The organism is Paraburkholderia solisilvae (assembly GCF_902859875.1).
GTDB classification, from domain to species: Bacteria; Pseudomonadota; Gammaproteobacteria; order Burkholderiales; family Burkholderiaceae; genus Paraburkholderia; species Paraburkholderia solisilvae.
This window is the reverse complement of the sequence record NZ_CADIKF010000008.1, coordinates 108,452-131,053: the sequence shown is the minus strand read 5'-3', so window position 1 is coordinate 131,053 and position 22,602 is coordinate 108,452. Positions and strand designations below refer to the sequence as shown.

The following is a 22,602-nucleotide window of genomic DNA, read 5'->3' as shown; positions in this document are numbered from 1 at the left end:
CCGACGCTGCGCCGCGCCTGTGCTTTCAATAGTGCAAGCCATGTGCCCAATGCTGTAAGCAGGCGCGGCGCATCGTGCTGCGGCGTGGCGTTCGCTGCCGCAGGTCAATGACCCCCGGCCATCATTTTTTAATGAAACTCCAGGCATGGCTGTCGCCACCACTCGTTCTGCGAATCAGGCAAATGACTGTTTGCCTGAATGCAATTCGTTGCACGGCGTTGCTGTCGTTCGGCAATCCGTCAGTATTCCCCTTCTTCAGTATTTTTTAGCCATTTCCCCAACCGATGCCTTAGCGATGTGTCAGGCAGATTGCACAATGGAATAAGCGTTTTGTACCACCTGTTTTGGTGAAACGAAAAATGAAAAAGACCACGTGGCAGCGCGCTGAAATCAGCAGTCGCGCTGTAATTTCAGTCACAGGGGTGACAGAAAAATTTTTCTCGCGGAGAAAAGAAATGCAAAACAGCCGCATGTATGGAATAAGCGATACATACGACACGCTTCAAATGATGCTGGCGGTCAAAAAGGAATCGGATGCGGAAAAAAAGGATCAGGTGCCGGAGTCCTTCGATCGCAACACGCTTCGCTTGCCTCAGCAAACGGGCACGTTGTTCAAGGATATCCGGGGTATCCCCGAGGCCGACTGGATTGCCGCCAACGATCCGCGAGGCAAGGGCGGGCAGGGCCGGCCTGGCTCATCAGGCGACGACAGGTGTGCGGACAAGCATGGGCCGCGGCTGCACGCGCGGTGGGAGCATATAGAAGGCGTGGGTTTGCGATGCACGTGGGTCGATGAAGAGGACGACGCGCCCGATTCGCCGGACGTGCCCGAGGCGGGAGCGCACGACGTGCACGGCGGCAACCGTACGGACCTCGAACCTGATGCCCGAGCGGGAACCGGCGCGGACACAGACCCCGAAGCGAACCGGAACGCGGACGTGGACCCCGCACCGGATGCCGGCGCCGATGAGCACTAGCGGCCGTTTGTCTCAGTCATCCGCCGTCGCGCCGTCGCGCGGCGCGGGCTTGATGGTCGACATGGTCCGCTCCGCGAGCACCGCGTCGCGTTTGGACAAAAGATGCGCGCGCAGAATGGCGCCCATCTTCTTGCCGTCGCGCGATTCGAGTGCTTCGATCATCCCCTCGTGATCGCGAATCGCGCTGTCCCACTTCTGCGTCTGGAAATTCGAGCGAAACCGCAGCGCCTGCAAGCGGCGGTTGATCGCGAGGTACGTTTGCCGCAGCGCCGAGTTGCGCGCCGCTTCGTTGATCTTGTCGTGAATTTTCTGATTGCGGCTGTAGTAGCCGGACAGGTCGTTCTGCGCGCGGCACGCGAGCATCGCGTAATGCAGCGCCTTGATTTCCGCGAGTTCGACCGCCGTGATGCGCTCGCAGGCGAGTTCGCCTGAAAATGCTTCGAGCCCGCTCATCAGTTCGAATGTCTCGCGAATTTCCGCTTCGCTCATCTGCGAAACCGTCGCACCCTTGTTCGGCGAAATATCGATCAGGCCTTCGGCGGCCAGCACCTTCAACGCTTCGCGCAAAGGCGTGCGTGAAATGCCGAGCGTCTCGCACAGCTTGCGCTCGTTGAGTTTCACGCCGGGCGCGAGCAGCCCTTCGACGATGAAGTTGCGCAAATGGTCGACCACGGTGTCGTGCAGACGCTGCCGTTCGACCTTCGGCAATGACGGCGGCAGCATGGCCTCCGGCATGTCAGCATTTTGCATGCAATGACCTCATTATTTGGGCTTGCCGGCAATTTTATCCCAGGTCCGGCGGCAACACTGACTGCGGGTTTCTACCTGGCTGATTCACGCGAATTTCGCTTCCCGTGACGGGATCCGTGAGCTAGAGTATTTTGCATGCAAAATTCAATTGCAAGCAAATAAACAAGGACGCGCACATGCTGAAACTCGACTTTCATCCGGCCGGTCGTCACTTCTTGCAGATTCCCGGGCCGAGCCCGGTGCCCGACCGCATCCTGCGGGCGATGAGCTATCCGACCATCGACCATCGCGGGCCGGAGTTCGGTGCGCTGGGGCTGAAGGTGCTGGACGGCATCAGGAAGATCTTCAAGACGGCGCAGCCGGTCGTGATCTATCCGGCGTCGGGTACGGGTGCATGGGAAGCGGCGTTGTGCAATACGCTGAGCCCGGGCGATACGGTGCTGATGTACGAGACCGGCCACTTCGCGACGCTATGGAAGAAGATGGCCGAGAACCTCGGCCTCAAGCCCGAGTTTCTGGGCTTGCCGGGCGTCGAAGGCTGGCGCCGCGGCGTGCAGGCGGACATGATCGAAACGCGTCTGCGCGCGGATGCGAATCACGTGATCAAGGCGGTGTGCGTCGTGCACAACGAGACCTCGACGGGCGTCACGTCGGATATCGCCGCGGTGCGCCGCGCGATCGATGCGGCGGGCCATCCGGCGCTGCTGATGGTCGATACGATTTCGGGACTCGCGTCGGCCGATTACCGGCATGACGAATGGGGTGTCGACGTCACGGTGTCGGGCTCGCAGAAGGGCCTGATGTTGCCGCCGGGCATCAGCTTCAACGCGATATCGCCGAAGGCGCTGAAGGCGCATGCGAGCGCAAAGCTGCCGCGCGCGTTCTGGGACTGGGCCGAGATTGTCGAGATGAACAAGCAGGGCTACTGGCCGTACACGCCGAGCACGAACCTGCTTTACGGGCTCTCCGAAGCGCTCGAGATGATTCTCGGCGAAGGGCTCGACAATGTGTTTGCGCGTCATCAGCGGCTCGCGGCTGCGTGCCGTGCGGCGGTCAGCGCCTGGGGTCTCGAGATTCAATGCGCGGATCCGGCAGTGTATTCGCCCGTGCTCACGGGCGTGATCATGCCCGAAGGCGTCGACGCGGATGCGGTGCGCAAGCTGATCTACGAACACTTCGACATGTCGCTCGGCACGGGCCTCGGCAAGGTGAAGGGGCGCATGTTCCGCATCGGCCACCTCGGCGAATGCAACGACCTCACGTTGATGGCGACGCTCTCCGGCTGTGAAATGGGCCTCAAGCTCGCCGGCGTGCCGTTCAAGGCGGGCGGCGTGGCGGCGGCGATGGACTATTTGACGAGCCACGTTGCAAAGCCTTCGCTGAAGGCGGCCGCATGACGGCGCGCGAGCCGCAGATGCATGCCGCTGCCGCGGCTGATGCGGTGACGGCGCTCGCGCGCGTGCTGGTCGACGCGCGCGAACATCGCAAACCGCTCGATACGCTCGCGGAAGATCTGCAGCCGGCAAACGCGGACGATGCCTACGCCGTGCAGTTCGCGACGCTCGACGCGATGCGCGAGTCGATCGGCGGATGGAAGGTCGGCGCGAAGTCGCCGACCGGCGGGCCGATTCAGGGCTCGCCGCTGCCGGCTGCCTGCGTGCATCGCAGCGGCGTCGAACTGCCGCGCAGCGCATTCAACCAGGCCGGTCTCGAACTCGAAGTCGCGTTCAGGCTCGGGCGCCGCTTCGACCCGGCGGGCGGTCCTTATACGGACGAGCAGGTGCTCGGCGCGATCGAGTCGATGCATGCGGCGATCGAGGTGGTGACGAGCCGTTACGCGGGCTGGCCCAACGTCGACAAACTGTGGCAACTCGCCGATCTGCAGAACCACGGCGCGTTGATTGTCGGCGAAGGCGTGCCGTACGACAGCCGCTTCCCGTTCGTGACGCCGGCCGCGCGTTTCACCTTCGACGGTGCGCCGCTGTTCGACGGCGCACCCGCGAACCCGTGCGGCGACCCGCGCCGGCTGCTGGGCTGGCTGATCAATCATGGCGTGTCGCACGGGCTCACGTTCGAGCCGGGTATGGTGCTGACCGCCGGCTCGTACACCGGCATGGCGTTTCCGGAAGAGCCGGGCGCCGCGCGCGGTGTGATCGACGGCTTGCCGCCGGTGCAATTCACGCTGGGCTGACGAACGTCACCTGCTCCGGCAGCCCGAGCGAACGCCCACCTATTGAACACGTTGCGATGCCGATGCTGAATTCCCGCCCTCAAGCCCTGGTGCAACCGATTCATCTGATGCCCGCCGCCGCGCGTGCGAAGCTCACGCCGCTCGCCGCGCGTCTGGCGGCCGAACTCAAAGGCGACGTGCTGTTCGAGCGCGCGGCGCGCGGCCGCTATGCGACCGATGCGTCGATCTACCAGATCATGCCGCTCGGTGTGGTCGTGCCGAAAGACCAGGCGGACCTTACGCTCGCGCTCGACATCGCGCGCGACAGCAAGGTGCCGGTGCTCGCACGCGGCGCGGGCACCAGCCAGTGCGGGCAGACGATCGGCGAAGCGCTGGTGATCGATACCAGCAAGTGGCTCAACCAGATCGTGCACTTCGATCCTGACGCACGCACCATCACGGTCGAACCCGGCGTCGTGCTCGATCATCTGAATGCATGGTTGAAGCCGCACGGGCTGTGGTTCCCGGTGGATGTGTCGACTAGCGCGCAGTGCACGATCGGCGGCATGGCGGGCAACAACTCGTGCGGCTCGCGCTCGATGGAATACGGGATCATGGTGCACAACGTCGAGGCGATCGACGCGGTGCTCGCCGACGGCCACGAGGCATGTTTTACCCGGCTGTCGAAGATGACCGCCGATGGGCGCACGCGCGCGCTGGTCGAGGACGTACGCAAGATCGCGCAGCGTGAACGCGACGAGATGCGCGAACAGATTCCGAAAGTGCTGCGGCGGGTGGCCGGGTACAACCTCGATCTGTTCGAATGCCAGAGCCCGTTGGCGTTTTCCGCGGATGGCGAACCGAACCTCGCGCATCTGCTGGTCGGCTCCGAAGGCACGCTCGCGTTCAGCCGCACGCTGACCTTGAAGCTTTCGCCGTTGCCTGCGCACAAGACGCTCGGCATCGTGAACTTCCCGACGTTCTATGCGGCGATGGACATGACGCAGCACATCGTGAAGCTCGGCCCGGTCGCGGTCGAGCTGGTCGATCGTACGATGATCGATCTCGCGATGTCGAACCCGGCGTTCCGCCCGGTCGTCGAAAAAGCGCTGGTCGGCGAGCCGCAGGCCGTGCTGCTGGTCGAGTTTGCCGGTTCTGACAAAGATACGCAGACCGCGAAGCTGGCCCAGCTCGTCGAACTGATGGGCGATCTCGGCCTGCCGGGCTCGGTGGTCGAAATGCCGGACGCCGCCGCGCAGAAAGCGCTGTGGGACGTGCGCAAGGCCGGCCTGAACATCATGATGAGCATGAAGGGCGATGGCAAGCCTATATCGTTTATCGAAGACTGCGCGGTGCCGCTCGAACATCTCGCGAACTACACGAGCCGCCTGACCGACGTGTTTCACAAGCACGGCACCGAAGGCACGTGGTACGCGCATGCGAGCGTCGGTACGCTGCACGTGCGGCCGATTCTCGATATGCGCCGCGACGGCGCGCAGAAAATGCGCGCCATTGCTGAAGAAGCCGCCGCGATGGTGCGCGAATACAAGGGCGCGTATTCGGGCGAGCACGGCGACGGTCTGTGCCGCGGCGAATGGGTCGCGTGGCAGTATGGCCCGCGCATCAACCAGGCATTCCGCGATATCAAGGCGCTGTTCGATCCGGAGAACCGGCTGAGCCCGGATCGCATCGTCAATCCGCCGAAGATGGACGACGCCAGCAATTTCCGCTTTCCGCCGTCGTATCGCGAACGCGAATGGAAGCCGGTGCTCGACTGGTCCGCATGGAATGTCACGCGCGACCCGTTGACCGGCGACGAAGGCACGCGCGGCTCCGGCGGCGATCGCGCGAACGGACTCGCGAAAGCGGTCGAGATGTGCAACAACAACGGCCATTGCCGCAAGTTCGACGCGGGCACGATGTGCCCGAGCTACCGGATCACCAAGGACGAACAGCACGTCACGCGCGGGCGCGCGAATACGCTGCGTCTCGCAATCTCAGGCCAACTCGGCGACGAGGGTCTCGCTAGCAGCGATGTCAAGGAAGTGCTCGATCTATGCGTGTCGTGCAAGGGCTGCAAGCGCGACTGTCCGACCGGTGTCGATATGGCGCGGCTGAAGATCGAAGCACGCGCCGCGTGGCATGCGCGTCACGGCACGACGCTGCGCGAGCGGCTGATTGCGTATCTGCCGCGCTATGCGCAATACGCGAGCCGCATGCCCGCGCTCGCCGGTTCGCTCGAACGGATGCCGTTCGCACGCTGGATGAAGGCGCGGCTCGGTCTCGCAGCACAGCGCTCTTTCCCACAGTTTGCGAAGCCCTTCCTGCCGGCGACGCAGCCGCGCGTGAAGATTGAAGCAGGCGCTAAAGAAGTGCTGTTATTTGTCGATACCTTCAATAACTACATGGAGCCGGATAACGCGCGGGCCGCGCAGCGTGTGCTCGAAGCGGCGGGCTACACCGTGCATTTCAACGTGAAGGATGGCGAACGGCCGCTGTGTTGCGGCAGAACGTTTCTGTCCGCGGGTCTCGTCGACGAGGCGAAGGCGGAAGCGCGCCGCGCGCTGGATGCGTTGTTGCCGTATGTGGAGCGCGGCGTATCGATTGTCGGACTCGAGCCGTCGTGCCTGCTGTCGTTGCGCGACGAGTTTCTCGGTTACGGATACGGCGACGCGGCCGAGCGTCTCGCGAAGTCGTCGTTCCTGTTCGAGGAATTTCTCGTGCGGGAGCATGACGCCGGGCGCCTGAAGTTGCCGCTCAAGCGGCTGCATACCGGCAAGGCGCTGCTGCACGGCCATTGCCATCAGAAAGCATTCGATGCGGTGCGGCCGGTGCAGACGGTGCTCGGCTGGATTCCGGAGTTGAAGGTCGAGGCGATCGAGTCGTCGTGCTGCGGGATGGCGGGCAGTTTCGGCTACGAAGCCGAGCACTACGACGCATCGAAGGCGATGGCGGAGCTGTCGCTCCTGCCTGCCGTCAGAAAAGCCGGCGACGCGTTGATCGTCGCGGACGGTACGAGTTGCCGCCATCAGATCGCGGACGGAGCGCAGACCGAGGCGCTGCATGTCGCACGCGTGCTGGCGGCGGCGCTGGAGTAGAGGATCACTGAACGAACAAGCGAAACGCAAGGACGGGGAGTAATCGAACGAATAGCGGGGAACACCCCGGAGCGGCAATACAGCATCAGTACCCTGGAGACAAAGCCATGACACGACCTCGCCATATCCATCCTGGCGGCATGCCGGGCCGAACGCAGTAACGGCCGGCATCCGCTGCCACCACGCTTTCGACGTTTGTATTGCGATGCCTTCAGTGTGCGCGAGCACGCCGCAGGATCTCGCACACAACTATAGGAGAGGATGATGTTCCGTCGAGCCACGACGCGCGTTCTATTGCTGCTCTGCGCGATGTATTTCATTACGTATATCGACCGGGTCAACGTCAGCACCGCCGCCAGCCAGTTCGGCGCGGAACTGGGCCTGAATCATACGCAAGTCGGTTTTGTGTTTTCCGCGTTCGCGTATCCGTACCTGATCTTCCAGATTATCGGCGGCTGGGTCGGCGACCGTTTCGGTCCGCGCCGCACGCTCGGCATCTGCGCGGTAATCTGGGCGGGCGCAACCATCTTGACCGGACTTGCCGGCGGCTTCGCATCGATGATTTTTGCGCGCGTGCTGCTCGGCCTCGGCGAAGGCGCGACGTTCCCGACCGCGACGCGCGCGATGTCGAACTGGATGCGCGCGGACCAGCGCGGCATGGCGCAGGGCATCACGCACGCGGCCTCGCGGATCGGCAATGCGGTCGCGCCGCCGCTGATCGTCTGGCTGATGGTGTCGACCAGCTGGCGCGGCGCGTTCATCATCACCGGCATCGTGAGCTTCCTGTGGGCGCTGATGTGGATCTGGTACTTCCGCGACAACCCGCGCGAGCATCCGCGTATTACGGAGACCGAATGTGCGACGCTGTCGTCGTATAGCGGCGCGAAGCAGCGCACGCCGGTGCCGTGGCGCGCATTGCTCGGCCGCATGGCGCCCGTCACCGCGGTGTACTTCTGCTATGGCTGGGTGTTGTGGCTGTTCCTCGGCTGGATTCCGCAGTACTTCCTGCACAACTATCACATGCAGCTCGGCAAGTCGGCGCTGTTCGCCTCCGGCGTGTTCTTTGCCGGCGTGCTCGGCGACTGGCTTGGCGGCTCGTTGACCGACCGCATTTTGCGTTCGCGCGGCAACGTGCGTCTTGCGCGCAATGTGATGGTGGGCGTCTGCATGTTCCTGACGCTGCTGTCGCTCGCGCCGATCATGTTCGTGTCGAACATCTCGATCACGCTCGCCGCGGTGTGTCTGTCCGGGGGCTTCTTCTTCAACGAGATGACGATCGGGCCGATGTGGGCCGTGCCGATGGATATTGCGCCGAAGCATGCGGGCACCGCGAGCGGCATCATGAACACCGGGTCGGCGTTGGCCGCCATCATCAGCCCGGTGGTCGGCGGCTGGCTGATCGATCTGACCGGCAACTGGAATCTGCCGTTCACCGTGTCGATGGTGCTGATGGCGCTCGGCATTCTGCTCTCGTTCACGATGCGGCCGGACCGCGCGCTCGGCGCCGACGGTGTAGAAGAACCCTCGGCCGAAGCGCGCAAATTCGTTTGATACCGGCGCCCCAGCGCTCGCGCGCCGCACGCAGCCCCGTGCGGCGCGCCTGACGCGGCGGGCGCGCTGGACATTTTGCCGAATTCAAGTGGCGTTGATACACCATCGGACTCCCATCCGCATGGAGAACTAAAGTTTTGTAAGCCGCGTGCCGATGACCGTAGCGAGGGCCGCGAAAGAGACCAGAATATCGCGGCGTCCGTTTGACCACGCCGAACAATTATGAAAAAAAATCTGTCGATACGAGCTTGCCTGACCTTGATGGTCGTTGCATTTGCAATCACTTTGGCTGTGGGCGCAGCTATTGGCCTGATCGCGCTGCGCTCGGAAAACCAGGCGCTGCAACAAACCTATACCGTCGATACCCCAGCGGTCGCGAATCTGGAGAACAGCGCGGGGCAACTCTTGCGGCTGCGCCTTGCCCTCGCAACCTACGCGTCGCTGAGCGACCTGCACGATGCGAAGGGCGCGGACGCGGTACTTAAGCGCTCGGACACTTATCTCGAGATTTCGAACGACAAGCTCGCGAAGTATCTCGGCGCCGCGGTCGACAGCGACGCAGCGCGCAATCAGATTCAACTGATGCAGGCCGCGCGCGACACGCTGCTCAAGGACGGCATCGAGCCCGGACTTGCCGCATTGCGCGCGGGCGACCGGGACACGTTCCTGCAGATTCAGGCGTACAAACTGCCGAAGCTCTACAGCGCATTCGAGAAGGCGATGCTCGCGGTCGAGAAGGTGCAAATGGACCAGGGCGAGGATCGTTACCGCAAGGCGCAGGACGAGTTCCGTCTGGTGATGACGCTGGTGGCGGTCGGGCTCGCGGCGGCATTCGCGCTGTCATGGCTGATGCGCTTCGTGCTGTTGCGCGCAATCGTTAAACCGGCCGATGCGGCGATCGCGCATTTCGAGCGCATTTCGGCGGGCGATCTCAGCGGCAATATCGTGGTGGAGAGCAGCAACGAAATGGGCGTGCTGACGGCGGCGCTCAAGCGGATGCAGGAATCGTTGATCGCGACCGTCGGCAACGTGCGCGGCGGCGTACAGTCGATTCACACCGGCGTCAGCGAGATCGCGGCGGGCAATTCGAACCTGTCGCAGCGCACCGAACAGCAGGCGGCGTCGCTCGAAGAGACTGTCGCGAGCATCGAGCAGCTCGGCGCGACGCTCAAGCAGACGGCGGACAATGCGAAGGTCGCGAGTTCGCTGGCGACGGGCGCATCGTCGCTGGCGAGCCAGGGCGGCGAGCTGACGCGCAATGTGGTCGGCGCGATGGATCACATCGTGACCGATTCGCACAAGATTGGCGATATCGTCGGGGTGATCGAAGGCATCGCGTTCCAGACGAATATTCTGGCGCTCAACGCGGCGGTCGAAGCGGCGCGGGCGGGCGAGAACGGCCGCGGTTTTGCGGTCGTCGCGAGCGAAGTGCGCTCGCTTGCGCAGCGCAGTGCGTCGGCGGCGAAAGAGATCAAGGATCTGATCGGCGAGTCGACTGGACGCATCGAATCGGGCGCGGCGCTCGTCACGCGCTCGGGCGACACGATGCGCGAGATTCTCGAATCGATCACGCGTGTGAGCGCGATCATGAACGAGATCGAAACGGCGTCGTCCGAGCAGAGCGCCGGCATCGGGCAGATCAATATCGCGATCGCGCAGATGGATCAGGTCACGCAGCAGAATGCGGCGCTGGTGGAAGAAGCCGCGGCTGCAGCGGGGGCGCTTGAAGAACAGGCGCACCGGTTGAATGCGGCGGTGGCGATTTTTGAATTGGGCGGGGCGGCGCACCGCTAGGAATTCGCGCGCCGGCTCATAACCGGCGCGCGAAGATCCGAATCAGCGCAGAGCAGCGGGTACCCACCCTCACGCCACGAATCGCACGGTCGCGCTACTCGTCGTCGGATGCAGTGGTCTTGAACGAAAACTCCACTTCGCCCACATAGGGCTCCGCGTTTTTCTCGCACTTATAAGCGCGTCCCGCGGCGATCACCGCCTGGTTGAATACGGAAGTCGGCGGCGTCACGCGCACGATTTTCACGTCGCTCACGTTGCCGTCCGTGCCGATCGACAGATGCGCGATCACATTCGCGGAAATGCCCTCCTGAAGCGCGCGCTGCGGAATCTGCGGTTGCACTGACTGGCAATGTCCGCGTCCGTCGACCACACCATGCAGTGCCGGCGGCGGGGCCGGCGTGGTGGGTGCGGCGGCGGCGGTCGGCGTCGATGGCGCTGATGTCGCGGGCGCGGTTGCGAGAGCCGGTGCATTCGCCGTGGGATTGGCCGCCGCGGGAATCACCGCTTCCTTGGGCGCCGGCGCGGGTTTCGCGGGCGGCGGCTTCGGTGTCGGCAATGGCTTGGGCTGCACGGTCTTCGGCACAGGCTTCTGTGGCTCAGGTGGCGCGGGCGGCGGCTCCAGCTTCTTCACCTCGGGCGGCGGCGGTGGCGCAAGCTGAACACGCATCTCCTTCGGCGGCGGCGGGGGCGGCTCGAACCTGACCTGCGACAGGCCCGCAACCAGCAGCACTTCAACCAGCAAGGCGACGCCGACCGCGGTCTTCATCGAAAGACCGCCGTGACGCGTCGGCGTGGACGATGCCCAGAGTGCGCCGGTCAAAGGTCGTTGCGTGCCGTTCATATCGATCGCGGGCGAGTTCATGTCGTCGGATTCGTTGCCAGTGCAACCGAACTGATGCCCGCCGCACGCACCAGGTCCATCACCTTGACGATATTTTTGTAGCTCGTGCCTTCATCGCCGGCGATCGCGACGTCGACTTTCTTCGAGTCGTGCACCAGCCCTTGCAGATGCGCGGTGAGCGCTTCCGGCGTGATTTCCTTCGCGTCCAGATAGAGCTGGTCGGATTTCGTGACGCCGATCGATACCTTCACCGTCTGCTGCAACTGCTCGGCGGTGCTCGATTGCGGCAGATCGAGCTTGATGCCCGCGCCCTGGATCATCTTCAGCGTGGCAAGCATGAAGAACACCAGCAGGAACATCATGATGTCGATCATCGGAATGATCTCGATGCGGGCTTTCTCTTCTCCGCCGAGATAGTGACTGCGATGGTTGCGCATGATTCTTTCCTCCTCTCGTGCGTTATGCGGCGAAGCGCGACACGAGCAGCGACTTGATCAGGTCGAACTGGTTGACCGTCATGCGGATCCGCTTGTTGAAGTAGTTGAGGAAGATCACGCAAATAATGGCAATCGTCAGGCCGCACGCGGTCGCGGTGAGCGCATGCCCGATGCCGCCCGTCACACCGTTCGGATTGGCCGTGCCGCTCGTGCCGAGCACATTGAACGATTCGACCATGCCGATGATCGTGCCCAGCAGACCGAGCAGCGGTCCAAGCGTGACAGCCGTGTCAAGAACCCACAGGTTGCGGTCGAGGCGCGGCAGCTGGAACATGATCGTCTCTTCGATCTCCCGTTCGACCACCGCCTCGCTCTTGCCCTTCGCCTTCAGGGCGGTTCTGACGAGTTCGGCTTGCACGGTCTGACTGTAGTGGTCGGCAACCTTCGCCGCGTCGTCGAGGTTGCTGGTATTGACCAGTTTCAGGTCGTGCTCGAGCGTGTGGCCTGCGCGCACCGCTCGCGAAAAGAACATGAAGCGTTCGATGATGATCGCAATGCCGATCAAAAAGATAAAGGCAAGCAGCGGGATGAGACCCATCGACTGGATCGAGTAGGTGATAAGCGTGTTCAGCACTGCGGACTCCTGTTAGCTCAAAACGGCCGTTGCATAACGGCAGGGTTTTTCGTTGTCGGTTCCCTCGTGGGTGGCCGGCTTGAAGGCGCCGCGAGCAATGCAAGTGGCGTACCAGGCGGGCGCGAACATGCGTGAACAGACGCTGCGCAAACCATGCGCGGCGGCCTGTCGGGCGCACGAAACCACTGAAAACACTGGCTTTCCCGGGAGATCGAATTGCGATAAGCGTCGCAAAACGCGCGACCTCCCAAGTGTGAATGGTGGATTAAATCGTCGAGCGCGAACGAACGCAAAGAAGTTTTAGTGGATTGCAAAGCGGGATTCAGCATTTCCCGTGTATTGGCTTGGTGCTAATTTAAAAAAGCGCTGTCCGATGGTGCAAATCGGCTGCTCGCGATAGACAAGTTTCTTACAATTATTTAACTGTGAAAGATCGCTAAAATAATGGACCAAAATTCGAAAGTCCTTTGTGGCAGGGCTAAACAAGGCGACATAACAAATAAATTACAAACATTTCTTTCATTCGATATCTGCCCGATTTCAGTGAATCAATGCAATTTGCGTGATGAAAAACGCATGCACTTGTTCGGAAAGACGCGCCTTCGGTGGGTGCGCACCATGCACCATGGCGGGAATAAAACCGCTAATACCTATTTACCGATAACCCTTTAGCCGGTTACGCGTTAATCGCGGAAGAGAGCACGTTTGCCTATCGCGCGGGGCGGTGAATCTATACGCTAAGTGAGGCTAATCAATCACTTGCGTCAATACCAATAGAGGCTGGCCCAGGTCGTTGCGCTTGCAACGACTTTCACTTGGCATGCGTCCTGCTTCCGCTGCGGTCGCTTTAGAACCAGTACGCGCCCGACACGATCGGCAAGGCGTTCTGGACGGGACGTGCGAGACCAGGGATAGGTACCGGCGGCGACGAACTCGCCGATCACATCGGACTTCGCACGGCTGTGCACGCGCGACTCGCGCGCCGCGCAGATCGTTCAATGAAGGTGGCCTCTACAACAAGCAGGAGAGCAAGTGAAAAAGAAGAAATTGGTCTCGGCCATGACGAGAATCATAGGCGCCGAGCTCGTGTTGACGGCCGCGTGCATACCAGTCGCGTATGCGCAAAGCACGCCGGACAGCACGGCCGCCCCCGCAGCAGCGGCAAGCAGCGCCCCGGCCGCATCCGCGCCGGTCAGCAAGCTGGAGAAGGTGGAAGTGACCGGCTCGCTGATCCGTACGTCGGATAAGACCGGCAACATCGAAGTCCAAACCATCACCCCGAAGGAAATCGAGCAAAGCGGCTACACGACAGTGGCCGACTTCCTGCGCGGCATGGCCGCGAACTCCGCGAGCAGCTGGTCGCAATCGACGATGAACAGCACCGCGCCCGGCGGCGCCGGCATCGCACTGCGCGGCCTGAGCGAGAAGTACACGCTGGTGCTGGTCGACGGTCAGCGTGTCGCGAACTACGCGGTGCCGGTCAACTTCACCGACACGTTCTTCGACGTCAACTCGATTCCGCTTAACATCGTCGACCACATCGAAGTGGTGAAGACCGGCGCGGTGTCGGAATACGGCTCGGACGCGATTGCGGGTGTGGTCAACATCATCACGAAGAAGAATTTCCAGGGCCTGGAGATTAGCGGGCAGGCGGGCAAGACGCAGCATCCGGGCGACGGCCAGGGCCAGTTCAGCGTGCTCGGCGGTTTTGGCGATCTGAACACGGATCGCTACAACATCACCGCGGCCGCGAGCTGGTATCGCGATTCCGGTTCGACGCTCGGCGATCGCTCGATGACCGCGAACCAGGACTTCTCGCAGTTCCCCGGTGGCCATGCGGGGCCGCTCGGTCCGAACCAGCAGTCGAACTGGGAGCTTCCCGATGGCAGCACCGCGCCGATCAACCCGTGTCCGCCCAGCACGAACTCGAACGGTCAGGTGTGCGTGCATAACCCCGCGTCGCAGACTTCGCTGATTCCCGCGACTACGCGCTGGAACGCGAAAGTGCATGGCACATACAAGGTGGACGACAACACGCAGGCCTATGCGGATTTGTGGCTGAGCCGCGATGAGACCGTGCAGCTGCAGGGACCTGCCGCGCTCAGCAGTCTGTCGAATGTGTTCGATCCGGCGACCGGCTCGGTGTCGCCGCTCGATCGAACCGTGTCGGCAAGCAATCCGTTCAATCCGTTCGGCGTGCCGACGGCGATCAACTATACGTTCCCGGGGCATACGATTGTTGCCGATACGGTTTCGACGTTCTGGAAGGCGTCGACCGGCGTAAAGGGTTCGTTTACGACGCCGAAGGTCGGCGACTGGGATTGGCAGGTCGACTATGGGCATTCGCAAAGCACGGTCGATACGAGCTATGCGAATGAGCTGAACGTAGCGGGTGTGCAGAACATTCTCGCGAACGGCGTGTTCAACTTCGCGAACCCTGCGTCGACGCCGAACGGCACCGCGGGCCTCTTCTCGCAGGACGACCAGCAGGCGATCTCGAAGATCGACGACGTCACCGCGAAGATGTCGACGGGCAATCTGTTCACGTTGCCGGGCGGCAACGTCGGCCTCGGCCTCGGCTCTGAGTTCCGCCACGAGAGCTCGGTGATCAACCCGCGCACGCTGTCGTCGCAAGGTATCGTGACGCCGGCGCAGGTGCAGACCGTCGACGGTTCGCGCAACGTCGCGGCGGTCTATTACCAGGTCGATATTCCGATCGTGCACAACCTGACGTTTACGCAGTCGGGCCGCTACGACCACTACAGCGACTTCGGCGGCGCCTTCTCGCCGAACTTCGCGCTGCGCTTCCAGCCGGTCCAGGCGATCACCACGTATGCATCGTATAGCCGCGGTTTCCGTGCGCCGACGCTGGTGGAGAACTCGCAGGCGGCCTATCTGGGGCACCAGAACCTGAGCGATCCGAACGACCCGAGCGGCACACCGACGACGCACTTTACGACCGAGAAGACCAACGGCAATCCGGATCTGCAGCCGGAGCACACGAAGAACTACAACATCGGCTTCGAACTGTCGCCTGACCGGTCGACCGATATCGGTGCGGCGTTCTACAAGATTCACATCGACGGCGTGATCGGCACGCAGGATCCGAACGCGCTGCTGCAGGCGAACGATCCGTCAGTGGTGGTCCGCAATGCGGACGGGTCGATCCGCTTTATCAACATGCAATATGTGAATCTCGGTTCGCTGGATACCGATGGTTTCGACTTCAACTTCCGCAAATCGGTCGGCACGAACTTCGGCACCTTCACGCTCTCCGGCGATTGGGCGTACGTGTGGCACTTCAAGCTGAATTCGCCGGGCCAGCCGACCCAGGACTTCGCCGGCAACAACTTCGCGTTCCTGCAGCCGTTCGGCGCGAGCAATCCGCGCTGGAAGGGCAATACGAGCCTGACCTGGGACTACCGCAAGTTCACGACGACGCTCACGTGGCAGTACACGGGCCCGTACACGAATGCGGTCGCGGAAGAGTTCGGCGACGGCGGCACGTTGTCGGTCGCGTCGTATAGCCAGTTCAACCTGATGGCGACATACACCGGCTTCAAGCACTGGACGATCTACGGCGGCATCACGAACCTGTTCGACCGCTCGCCGCCGTTCGACGTCGAATGGCAGTCGTATCCGGACATCACCGGTTACGACCAGTCGCTGTACACCGATATGGGCCGGACTTTCCAGATCGGTGCGACGTACCGCTTCTGATGTGAAGGGGCATCAAGCACCGGCGTGATGTGCGCCGGTGGCAGTACGGCTGTGGAGGTGTCGAAGGTGAGGTGATTCTCCTCTCGCTCTTTCTGCTTTCCGATGAAAGGGCTTGGCGGCGGTGCTGCGCGCACCGCCGGCCTTTTTTTGTTTGATGTTGACCGGATCGGCGACGTCGCGCAGCCTGATCCGTACGTGGAGTTCCGTTGAAATCGCCTATGAAATCGAAGCTATTGTCTGTGACGGCGCTCGGTGCGCTCGTCGTTTCGCTTGCGGCTCATGCGCCGGCCGCGACTATTCCCGCCGGCGTCACGCTCGCGGCGCAGCAGGAACTGACGCGCGACGCGCAATCGGAGGTCGAATCGCTCGACCCCGCGCATATCGAGACCGTGATCGCCAATACGATCGGCTGCGATCTGTTCGAGGGCCTCACGCGCGTCGATGCGGCCGGCAATGTCGTGCCCGGCGTCGCGCAGTCGTGGACGCGCACCGCGCCCGATACATGGGTTTTCAAGCTGCGTCATGAGGCCCGCTGGAGCAACGGCCAGCCGGTCACCGCAGCCGATTTTGTCTACGCGTGGCAGCGCCTCGCGGACCCGAAAACGGGCTCCAAATACACGATCCTCGTTGAATTTGTGAAGAACGGGAAGGCGATTGTCGCGGGCAAAGCGGCGCCGTCCACGCTCGGCATTCGCGCAGTCGACCCTTATACGCTCGAAGTGAAAACCGAAACGCCGGTGTCGTTCCTGCCGGACGTAGTTGCGAAGTCGGATCTGGTGCCGATCAATCGCGATACGGTGGCGAAGTTTGGCGACGCATGGACGCGTCCCGGCAATATGGTCAGCAACGGCGCCTACACGCTGTCGGACTGGCAGCCGAATAACCAGATCGTGATGGTGAAAAACGGCAAGTACTGGGACGCACGCGACGTGCAGATCACCAAGGTCACGTATCTGCCGATCGAAAGCGATGAAACCGCGCAGCGGATGTATCAGGCGGGGCAGTTCGATATGACCTACACCATTCCGTCCGGCGTCTTCCCCCAGCTTGGCAAACAGTTCGGCGGTGAGCTGAAATCGGGGCTCTCGCTCGGCACGTACTACTACAACCTGAACAACAAGGATCCCGCCTTGCGCGACAAGCGGGTGCGGCAGGCGCTGTCGATGGTGATCGATCGCGATCTGCTGACCGCGCGGCTGATGCAGTCAGGCGAAGTGCCGGCATACGGTCTGGTGGTGAATGGCACGAAGGGCGCCGAGCCGTTCAAGCCCGACTGGGCGTCGTGGCCGATGCAAAAGCGCGTCGACTATGCGCGTGGCTTGCTGAAGGACGCCGGCTATTCGGATGCGAAACCGTTGACGCTCACGCTCACGTACAACACGAACGAGCAGCACAAGAAGATCGCACTGTTTATCTCGTCGGAATGGCGCACCAAGCTCGGTGTGAACATCAAGCTCGAAAACGTCGAATACAAGGTGCTGCTGAAGATGCGCCACGAAGGCAGGACGCAGGTGGCGCGTAATGGCTGGTACGTCGACTATAACGACGCGACGTCGTTCCTCGACCTGGTACGCTGCAATAGCTCGCAAAACGACGAGGAGTATTGCAATCCGCAAGTCGATGCGCTGATCGACCAGGGCAATGCGCAAGTCGACGACGCCAAGCGCGCCGCGCTTCTGACCCAGGCGCATGCACTTGCGATGAACGACTACCCGGTCATTCCGCTTTACCAGTATGCGACGAACCGGCTGGTGAAGCCGTATGTAGGCGGTTATTCGTCGACCAACTACATCGACCAGCGCGTGACGCAGGACATGTACATCGTCAAACACTAGGCAACGGAGTGCGCTGATGTTCGCTTATACGCTGCGCCGCACGCTGTGGGCGATTCCGACCGTGCTGGCGGTGATCACCGTCTGCTATCTGCTGCTGCATCTGACACCGGGCGGCCCGTTCGACGCGGAACACAAACTGTCCGCGGCCGTGCTGCAAAACCTGAATGCGAAGTACCACCTCGACCAGCCGCTGTGGCGCCAGTACCTGAATTATCTCGGCGCGCTGCTGCATGGCGACCTCGGGCCGTCGTTCCGCTATAGCGACTGGACCGTCAACGATCTCGTGCGCAAGGCGTTGCCGGTGAGCCTCGGCATCGGCGGCATCTCGGTGCCGATCGCGCTGGCGCTCGGCGTCGGGTTCGGCACGCTCGCGGCGGTGCGTCGCGGGAGCGTGGTCGATCATGGCGTGATGGTGCTCGGCAATATCGGCAACGTGGTGCCGGCTTTCGTGCTTGGGCCCGTGCTCGTGTGGATCTTCGCAATCCTGCTGCGCACCGCGAGCGGCCACGGCTGGCTGCCCGCGGGCGGTTGGGGCGATGGCGCGTGGTCATATCGCGTGCTCCCCGTCGTGCTGCTCACGCTGATCAATTTGGCGACCATCGCGCGCGTCATGCGCGGCAGCATGATCGAAGTGCTCAGCGGCAACTTTATTCGCACCGCGCGCGCGAAAGGCCTGCCGATGCGCACCATCGTGCTCCGGCATGCCATGAAACCCGCGTTGATGCCGGTCGTGTCGCTGATGGGCTCGGTGTGCATCTCGTCGATTACGTCGGCGATCGTCACCGAGTCGGTGTTCGCGCTGCCGGGGCTGGGCCAGCTTGTGGTGAACGGTGCGATCAATCGCGACTACACGCTCGTGCTCGGGCTGGTCGTGCTGACCACCGTCGTGGCCGTTCTGTTCAATCTGCTCGTCGATCTTGCCTATGCGTGGCTCGACCCGCGCATCCGGTACTGACTCTATGAATCGCTCATCTTTCGTTGCCGGTGTGGTCTCTCCTTCGTCGTCAGCCGCTCCGGCGCCGGCACAGCCGCCGCGTTCGCGCAGCCCGCTCGCGTTGGCGTGCGCACGTTTCATGCGCAATCGCGCGGCGCTCGTTGCGCTTGCAATCTTGTTTCTTATCGTGCTTGCGTGTTTCATCGGGCCGCTGTTGCTGCCCAATAACGCGATCGACAGCGACTGGTCCGCGATCAGCCTTGCGCCCACTTTGCAGGGCGCGCACTGGTTCGGCACCGACGAGGTCGGCCGCGATCTGCTCGTGCGCACGCTCGAAGGCGGCCGCGTGTCGCTCGAGGTCGGCTTGCTCGGCACGCTCGTATCGGGCGTTTTCGGCGTCGCGTATGGCGCGATTTCCGGTTATGCCGGCGGCCGCACCGATGCGGTGATGATGCGCATCGTCGACATGATGTACGCGATTCCGTACATGCTGATCGCGATCCTGATGATGACGCTGTTCGGCCGTGCGTTCTATCTGGTCGTGCTGGCCATCAGCGCGTTTTCGTGGCTCGATATGGCGCGTGTCGTGCGCGGTCAGACGCTGACGCTGCGCACGCGCGAATTCGTCGACGCGGCGCGTGCGACGGGCGTGAAGCCGCTGGCGATCATCGCGCGGCATATCGTGCCGAACCTGATCGGCGTGGTCGTCGTGTATGCGAGCGTGACGGTGCCGGGCATCGTGCTGACGGAATCGGTGCTGTCGTTCCTCGGTCTCGGTGTCCAGGAGCCGATGACGAGCTGGGGCGTGCTGGTCGAGGATGGCGCGCAAAAGCTCGAAGCAATGCCCTGGCTGCTGCTGTGTCCCGCGCTGACGCTGTGCGTGACGCTCTATTGCGTGAGTTTCGTCGGTGACGGCCTGCGCGATGCGTTCGATCCGAAGGAGCGTTGAGATGGCGCTGCTCGAAGTGAAGAACCTCAGCGTGCGCTTTGCGCGTCACGATGGCGCGCCGGTCGATGCGGTGCAGGGCGTATCGTTTTCGCTCGACAGCGGCCGTACGCTCGGCATCGTCGGCGAATCGGGTTCGGGCAAGAGCCAGAGCGTGATGGCGCTGCTTGGGTTGATCGCCTCGAACGGCACGGTATCGGGCGAAGCGTCGTATCGCGGGCAGGATCTGCTGAAGCTGAATGCGCGCGAGCTGAATCGTATTCGCGGCGACCGTATCGCGATGATCTTCCAGGACCCGATGACGTCGCTGAATCCGTTCCTGACGATCGAGCGGCAAATGACCGAGGCGTTGCAGCTGCATCGGCAGATGTCGCGCCGCGAAGCACGGCGGCGCGCGATCGACGTGCTCGACAGCGTGCGCATTCCGGATGCCGCACGCCGCATCGGCATGTACCCGCACGAGTTTTCCGGCGGCATGCGGCAGCGCGTGATGATCGCAATGGCGCTGCTGTGCGAGCCCGATATCCTGATCGCCGACGAGCCGACCACTGCGCTCGACGTCACCGTGCAGGCGCAAATCATCGAACTGCTGCGCGAACTGAATCGCGAGCGCGGCACCGCGATCATTCTGATCACGCACGACATGGGCGTGGTCGCGGGATTGTGCGACGACGTGATGGTGATGTACGCGGGGCGCACCGTCGAGCACGCGAGCGCGCGCACCTTGTTCGCGGCGCCGAGCCATCCGTACACGGCCGGCTTGCTCCATGCGCTGCCGCGCCTCACCGACGAAGGCGACGCGCCGCTGCGCACGATTGCGGGCAATCCGCCGTTGCCGGGCATGGCCGGCGCGGGCTGTGCGTTTGCGCCGCGCTGTCCGTATGCGGGCGACGTGTGTCGCGTCGAGCGGCCCGCATTGCAGGTATTTGAAGGCGGGGCGCGCGCATGTCACAAATCGCCCGCGGAAATCGCCGGCTTACGAATCGGAGCGCAGGCATGACGCCGCTTTCGCATCACACGACACGCGAATCTGGCGACGAGCCGTTGCTGTCGGTCGAAGATCTCACCGTTCATTTCAGCGTTGCGCGCGCGGGCCGGCGTGCGTTGCCGTGGTCGCCGAAAGCAACCGTGCGAGCGGTCGAACGCGTGTCGTTCGACGTGCGGCGCGGCGAGACGGTCGGCCTTGTCGGCGAATCCGGTTGCGGCAAGTCGACGCTTGCGCGTGCGCTGATCGGCCTCGTTCCTGTGACCGGCGGCAGCGTGTGCTGGCGCGGCGAGGAAACGGTGTTCGGCGCGCGTCGCGATATCGGGCAGTTGCGCCGCGATGTGCAGATGATCTTTCAGGACCCGCTCGCGTCGCTCGATCCGCGCATGACGATCGGGCAGATCGTGGCCGAACCGCTGAAAACGCATCGGCCCGATATGAGCCGCGCCGAGGTGCGTGTGCGTGTGCAAGCCATGCTGGAACGCGTCGGCCTCAATGCATACCATCTGCAGCGCTATCCGCATGAGTTTTCGGGCGGCCAATGCCAGCGCGTCGGCATTGCGCGCGCGCTGATCGGCGAGCCGCGGCTGGTGATCTGCGATGAGCCGGTGTCCGCGCTCGATGTGTCGATCCAGGCGCAAATCGTCAATCTGCTGCGCGATCTGCAGCGCGAGCTTTCATTGTCGCTGCTGTTCGTCGCGCATGATCTCGCGGTGGTCAAGGCGATCAGCCATCGCGTGCTCGTGATGTATCTCGGGCGGGTGATGGAGTTCGGCACGAAGGAGTCGGTTTACGGCGCGCCGCTGCATCCTTACACGCGTGCCTTGCTGTCGGCGGTGCCGACGCCCGATCCGGCCGTCGAGCGCACGCGCGGCCATCTGCTGTTGCGCGGTGAGATTCCGTCGCCGCTCGATCCGCCGTCGGGCTGCGTGTTTCGCACGCGCTGCCCGCAGGCCATCGAAGCCTGCGCGGCGGAGGTGCCGGCCGCGCGCGCGTGGCCGCGTCGGCCCGGCAAGGTCGCTTGCATTCGCGTGGACGAACATCCGTCTTGATCGGGTGGCGCGAAGTCTTGTCTACGCTATTCGTCGAAGGCGGTAAAAGGAATATCCCCGTGGCGGGCCTGTTCTCTATTGTCGCAGGGTGTCGATTCCTGGCGGCAACTGCCGCCCGACCATGTGGAGAAGCCCATGTCATACCCCGGACATCAGTACACGCGCGACGATGCGCCGCGCGAGCGGCCCGCTACCGGCATTGCGCGCGTGCGGCCGTTCGATGCGGCCGCGTTCGAAAAAGCGGTGACCGCGATGCTGACCGCCGCGGGCGTCGACGTCGAAAGCGAACACTTGCGCACGTCCGCGCAATGCGTGCGCGAATTGTGGCAACAGCGGCTGCTCGACGGCTACGGCATCGAACCGGGCGAGGCGCTTGGCAGCGGCTTCGCCGATGCGCGCCGCGATGTCGTGATCATGCGCGGCATTACCGTGCACGGCATGTGTCCGCATCATTTGCTGCCGTTTCGCGGGGTCGCGCATATCGCCTATCTGCCGGGCGGGCGGCTGTACGGTTTCGGCGGTCTGACGCGGCTCGTCGACGCGGTGTGTCACCGGTTCGTGTACCAGGAGTGGGCGACCGACGCCATCGCGAACGCATTGATGACACACGGTCATGCGCGCGGCGCGGCTTGCGTGATCGAGGCGGAGCAGCTTTGCCAGTTGATCGGCGAGGTTCGACGCGGCGACGAGCGGGTCGTGACGCAGTCGTTTGCGGGCGAATTCGCGAGCGATAGCGCGGTGCGGGCTGAATTCTTACGGGTGACAGGTTCAGGCGGCGCCTAGGCGCTTAAGCGCCCGGCTCTGTCCGGGTGTTTGCTGGGGGGGGCGCGCCGGCGCGGCAGCACGCGCGATACCCTTGAAAAACGCCTGCCAGGCCC

Annotated in this window: 17 protein-coding genes; 13 read left to right on the top strand and 4 right to left on the bottom strand. The window is 63.0% G+C overall.

What is annotated here, in order from left to right:
- The first annotated feature begins 359 nt into the window (after positions 1–359).
- Positions 360–977, top strand: a complete 618-nt coding sequence (locus HV675_RS07515) for a hypothetical protein (RefSeq protein ID WP_175110241.1) — start codon at positions 360–362, stop codon at positions 975–977.
- 12 nt (positions 978–989) lie between these two features.
- On the opposite strand, the gene HV675_RS07510 is transcribed toward HV675_RS07515, so the two are convergent.
- Complete coding sequence (locus HV675_RS07510) at positions 990–1,727, bottom strand: GntR family transcriptional regulator (protein ID WP_175110240.1); 738 nt, start codon at positions 1,725–1,727, stop codon at positions 990–992.
- Between the two features lie 176 nt (positions 1,728–1,903).
- Here HV675_RS07510 and HV675_RS07505 point away from each other — a divergent pair, with 176 nt between their 5' ends.
- The 5 genes from HV675_RS07505 to HV675_RS07485 all read left to right on the top strand — a co-directional run bounded on the left by HV675_RS07505 (position 1,904) and on the right by HV675_RS07485 (position 10,340).
- On the top strand, positions 1,904–3,124 hold the full coding sequence (locus HV675_RS07505) for a pyridoxal-phosphate-dependent aminotransferase family protein (protein ID WP_175110239.1): 1,221 nt from the start codon (positions 1,904–1,906) through the stop codon (positions 3,122–3,124).
- Positions 3,121–3,918 (top strand): 2-keto-4-pentenoate hydratase, encoded by a 798-nt coding sequence (locus HV675_RS07500; RefSeq protein WP_377700742.1) that lies wholly within the window; start codon positions 3,121–3,123, stop codon positions 3,916–3,918. Before HV675_RS07505 ends, HV675_RS07500 begins: the two co-directional genes overlap by 4 nt.
- Before the next feature lie 62 nt (positions 3,919–3,980).
- Positions 3,981–6,995 (top strand): FAD-binding and (Fe-S)-binding domain-containing protein, encoded by a 3,015-nt coding sequence (locus tag HV675_RS07495; protein ID WP_175110238.1) that lies wholly within the window; start codon positions 3,981–3,983, stop codon positions 6,993–6,995.
- A gap of 261 nt (positions 6,996–7,256) precedes the next feature.
- Positions 7,257–8,546 (top strand): MFS transporter, encoded by a 1,290-nt coding sequence (locus tag HV675_RS07490; protein WP_175110237.1) that lies wholly within the window; start codon positions 7,257–7,259, stop codon positions 8,544–8,546.
- A 222-nt stretch (positions 8,547–8,768) separates the two neighbouring features.
- Positions 8,769–10,340, top strand: a complete 1,572-nt coding sequence (locus HV675_RS07485) for a methyl-accepting chemotaxis protein (RefSeq protein WP_175110236.1) — start codon at positions 8,769–8,771, stop codon at positions 10,338–10,340.
- Positions 10,341–10,434: 94 nt separating this feature from the next.
- Here the strand turns inward: HV675_RS07485 and HV675_RS32740 are convergent, their stop codons facing one another.
- From HV675_RS32740 to HV675_RS07470, 3 genes are read right to left on the bottom strand one after another with little or no spacing between them, the layout of a single operon-like run.
- A complete protein-coding gene (locus HV675_RS32740; RefSeq protein WP_175110235.1) occupies positions 10,435–11,202 on the bottom strand; it encodes an energy transducer TonB in 768 nt (255 codons plus the stop codon).
- Positions 11,199–11,618 carry an ExbD/TolR family protein gene (locus tag HV675_RS07475; RefSeq protein ID WP_175110234.1) on the bottom strand — a complete coding sequence of 140 codons (420 nt, stop codon included), beginning with the start codon at positions 11,616–11,618 and terminating at the stop codon, positions 11,199–11,201. Before HV675_RS07475 ends, HV675_RS32740 begins: the two co-directional genes overlap by 4 nt.
- 22 nt (positions 11,619–11,640) lie before the next feature.
- Positions 11,641–12,252 (bottom strand): MotA/TolQ/ExbB proton channel family protein, encoded by a 612-nt coding sequence (locus HV675_RS07470; RefSeq protein ID WP_175110233.1) that lies wholly within the window; start codon positions 12,250–12,252, stop codon positions 11,641–11,643.
- A gap of 1,059 nt (positions 12,253–13,311) precedes the next feature.
- On the opposite strand from HV675_RS07470, the gene HV675_RS07465 reads away from it, so the two are divergent.
- The 7 genes from HV675_RS07465 (at position 13,312) to folE (ending at position 22,507) form a co-directional block, all read left to right on the top strand.
- Positions 13,312–15,972 carry a TonB-dependent receptor plug domain-containing protein gene (locus HV675_RS07465; protein WP_377700743.1) on the top strand — a complete coding sequence of 887 codons (2,661 nt, stop codon included), beginning with the start codon at positions 13,312–13,314 and terminating at the stop codon, positions 15,970–15,972.
- 218 nt (positions 15,973–16,190) lie between these two features.
- Complete coding sequence (locus HV675_RS07460; protein WP_175110231.1) at positions 16,191–17,807, top strand: peptide ABC transporter substrate-binding protein; 1,617 nt, start codon at positions 16,191–16,193, stop codon at positions 17,805–17,807.
- 16 nt (positions 17,808–17,823) lie between these two features.
- Entirely contained in the window at positions 17,824–18,762 is a 939-nt protein-coding gene (locus tag HV675_RS07455) for an ABC transporter permease subunit (RefSeq protein ID WP_175110230.1), read from the top strand.
- 4 nt (positions 18,763–18,766) lie between these two features.
- The gene (locus HV675_RS07450; protein ID WP_175110229.1) at positions 18,767–19,690 is read left to right on the top strand and encodes an ABC transporter permease; all 924 of its coding nucleotides are present in this window, start codon (positions 18,767–18,769) and stop codon (positions 19,688–19,690) included.
- A gap of 1 nt (position 19,691) precedes the next feature.
- Positions 19,692–20,687, top strand: a complete 996-nt coding sequence (locus HV675_RS07445) for an ABC transporter ATP-binding protein (RefSeq protein WP_175110228.1) — start codon at positions 19,692–19,694, stop codon at positions 20,685–20,687.
- Positions 20,684–21,724 (top strand): ABC transporter ATP-binding protein, encoded by a 1,041-nt coding sequence (locus HV675_RS07440; protein WP_175110227.1) that lies wholly within the window; start codon positions 20,684–20,686, stop codon positions 21,722–21,724. Before HV675_RS07445 ends, HV675_RS07440 begins: the two co-directional genes overlap by 4 nt.
- 135 nt (positions 21,725–21,859) lie before the next feature.
- Entirely contained in the window at positions 21,860–22,507 is a 648-nt protein-coding gene (folE, locus tag HV675_RS07435) for a GTP cyclohydrolase I FolE (RefSeq protein WP_175110226.1), read from the top strand.
- The last annotated feature ends 95 nt before the right edge of the window (positions 22,508–22,602 follow it).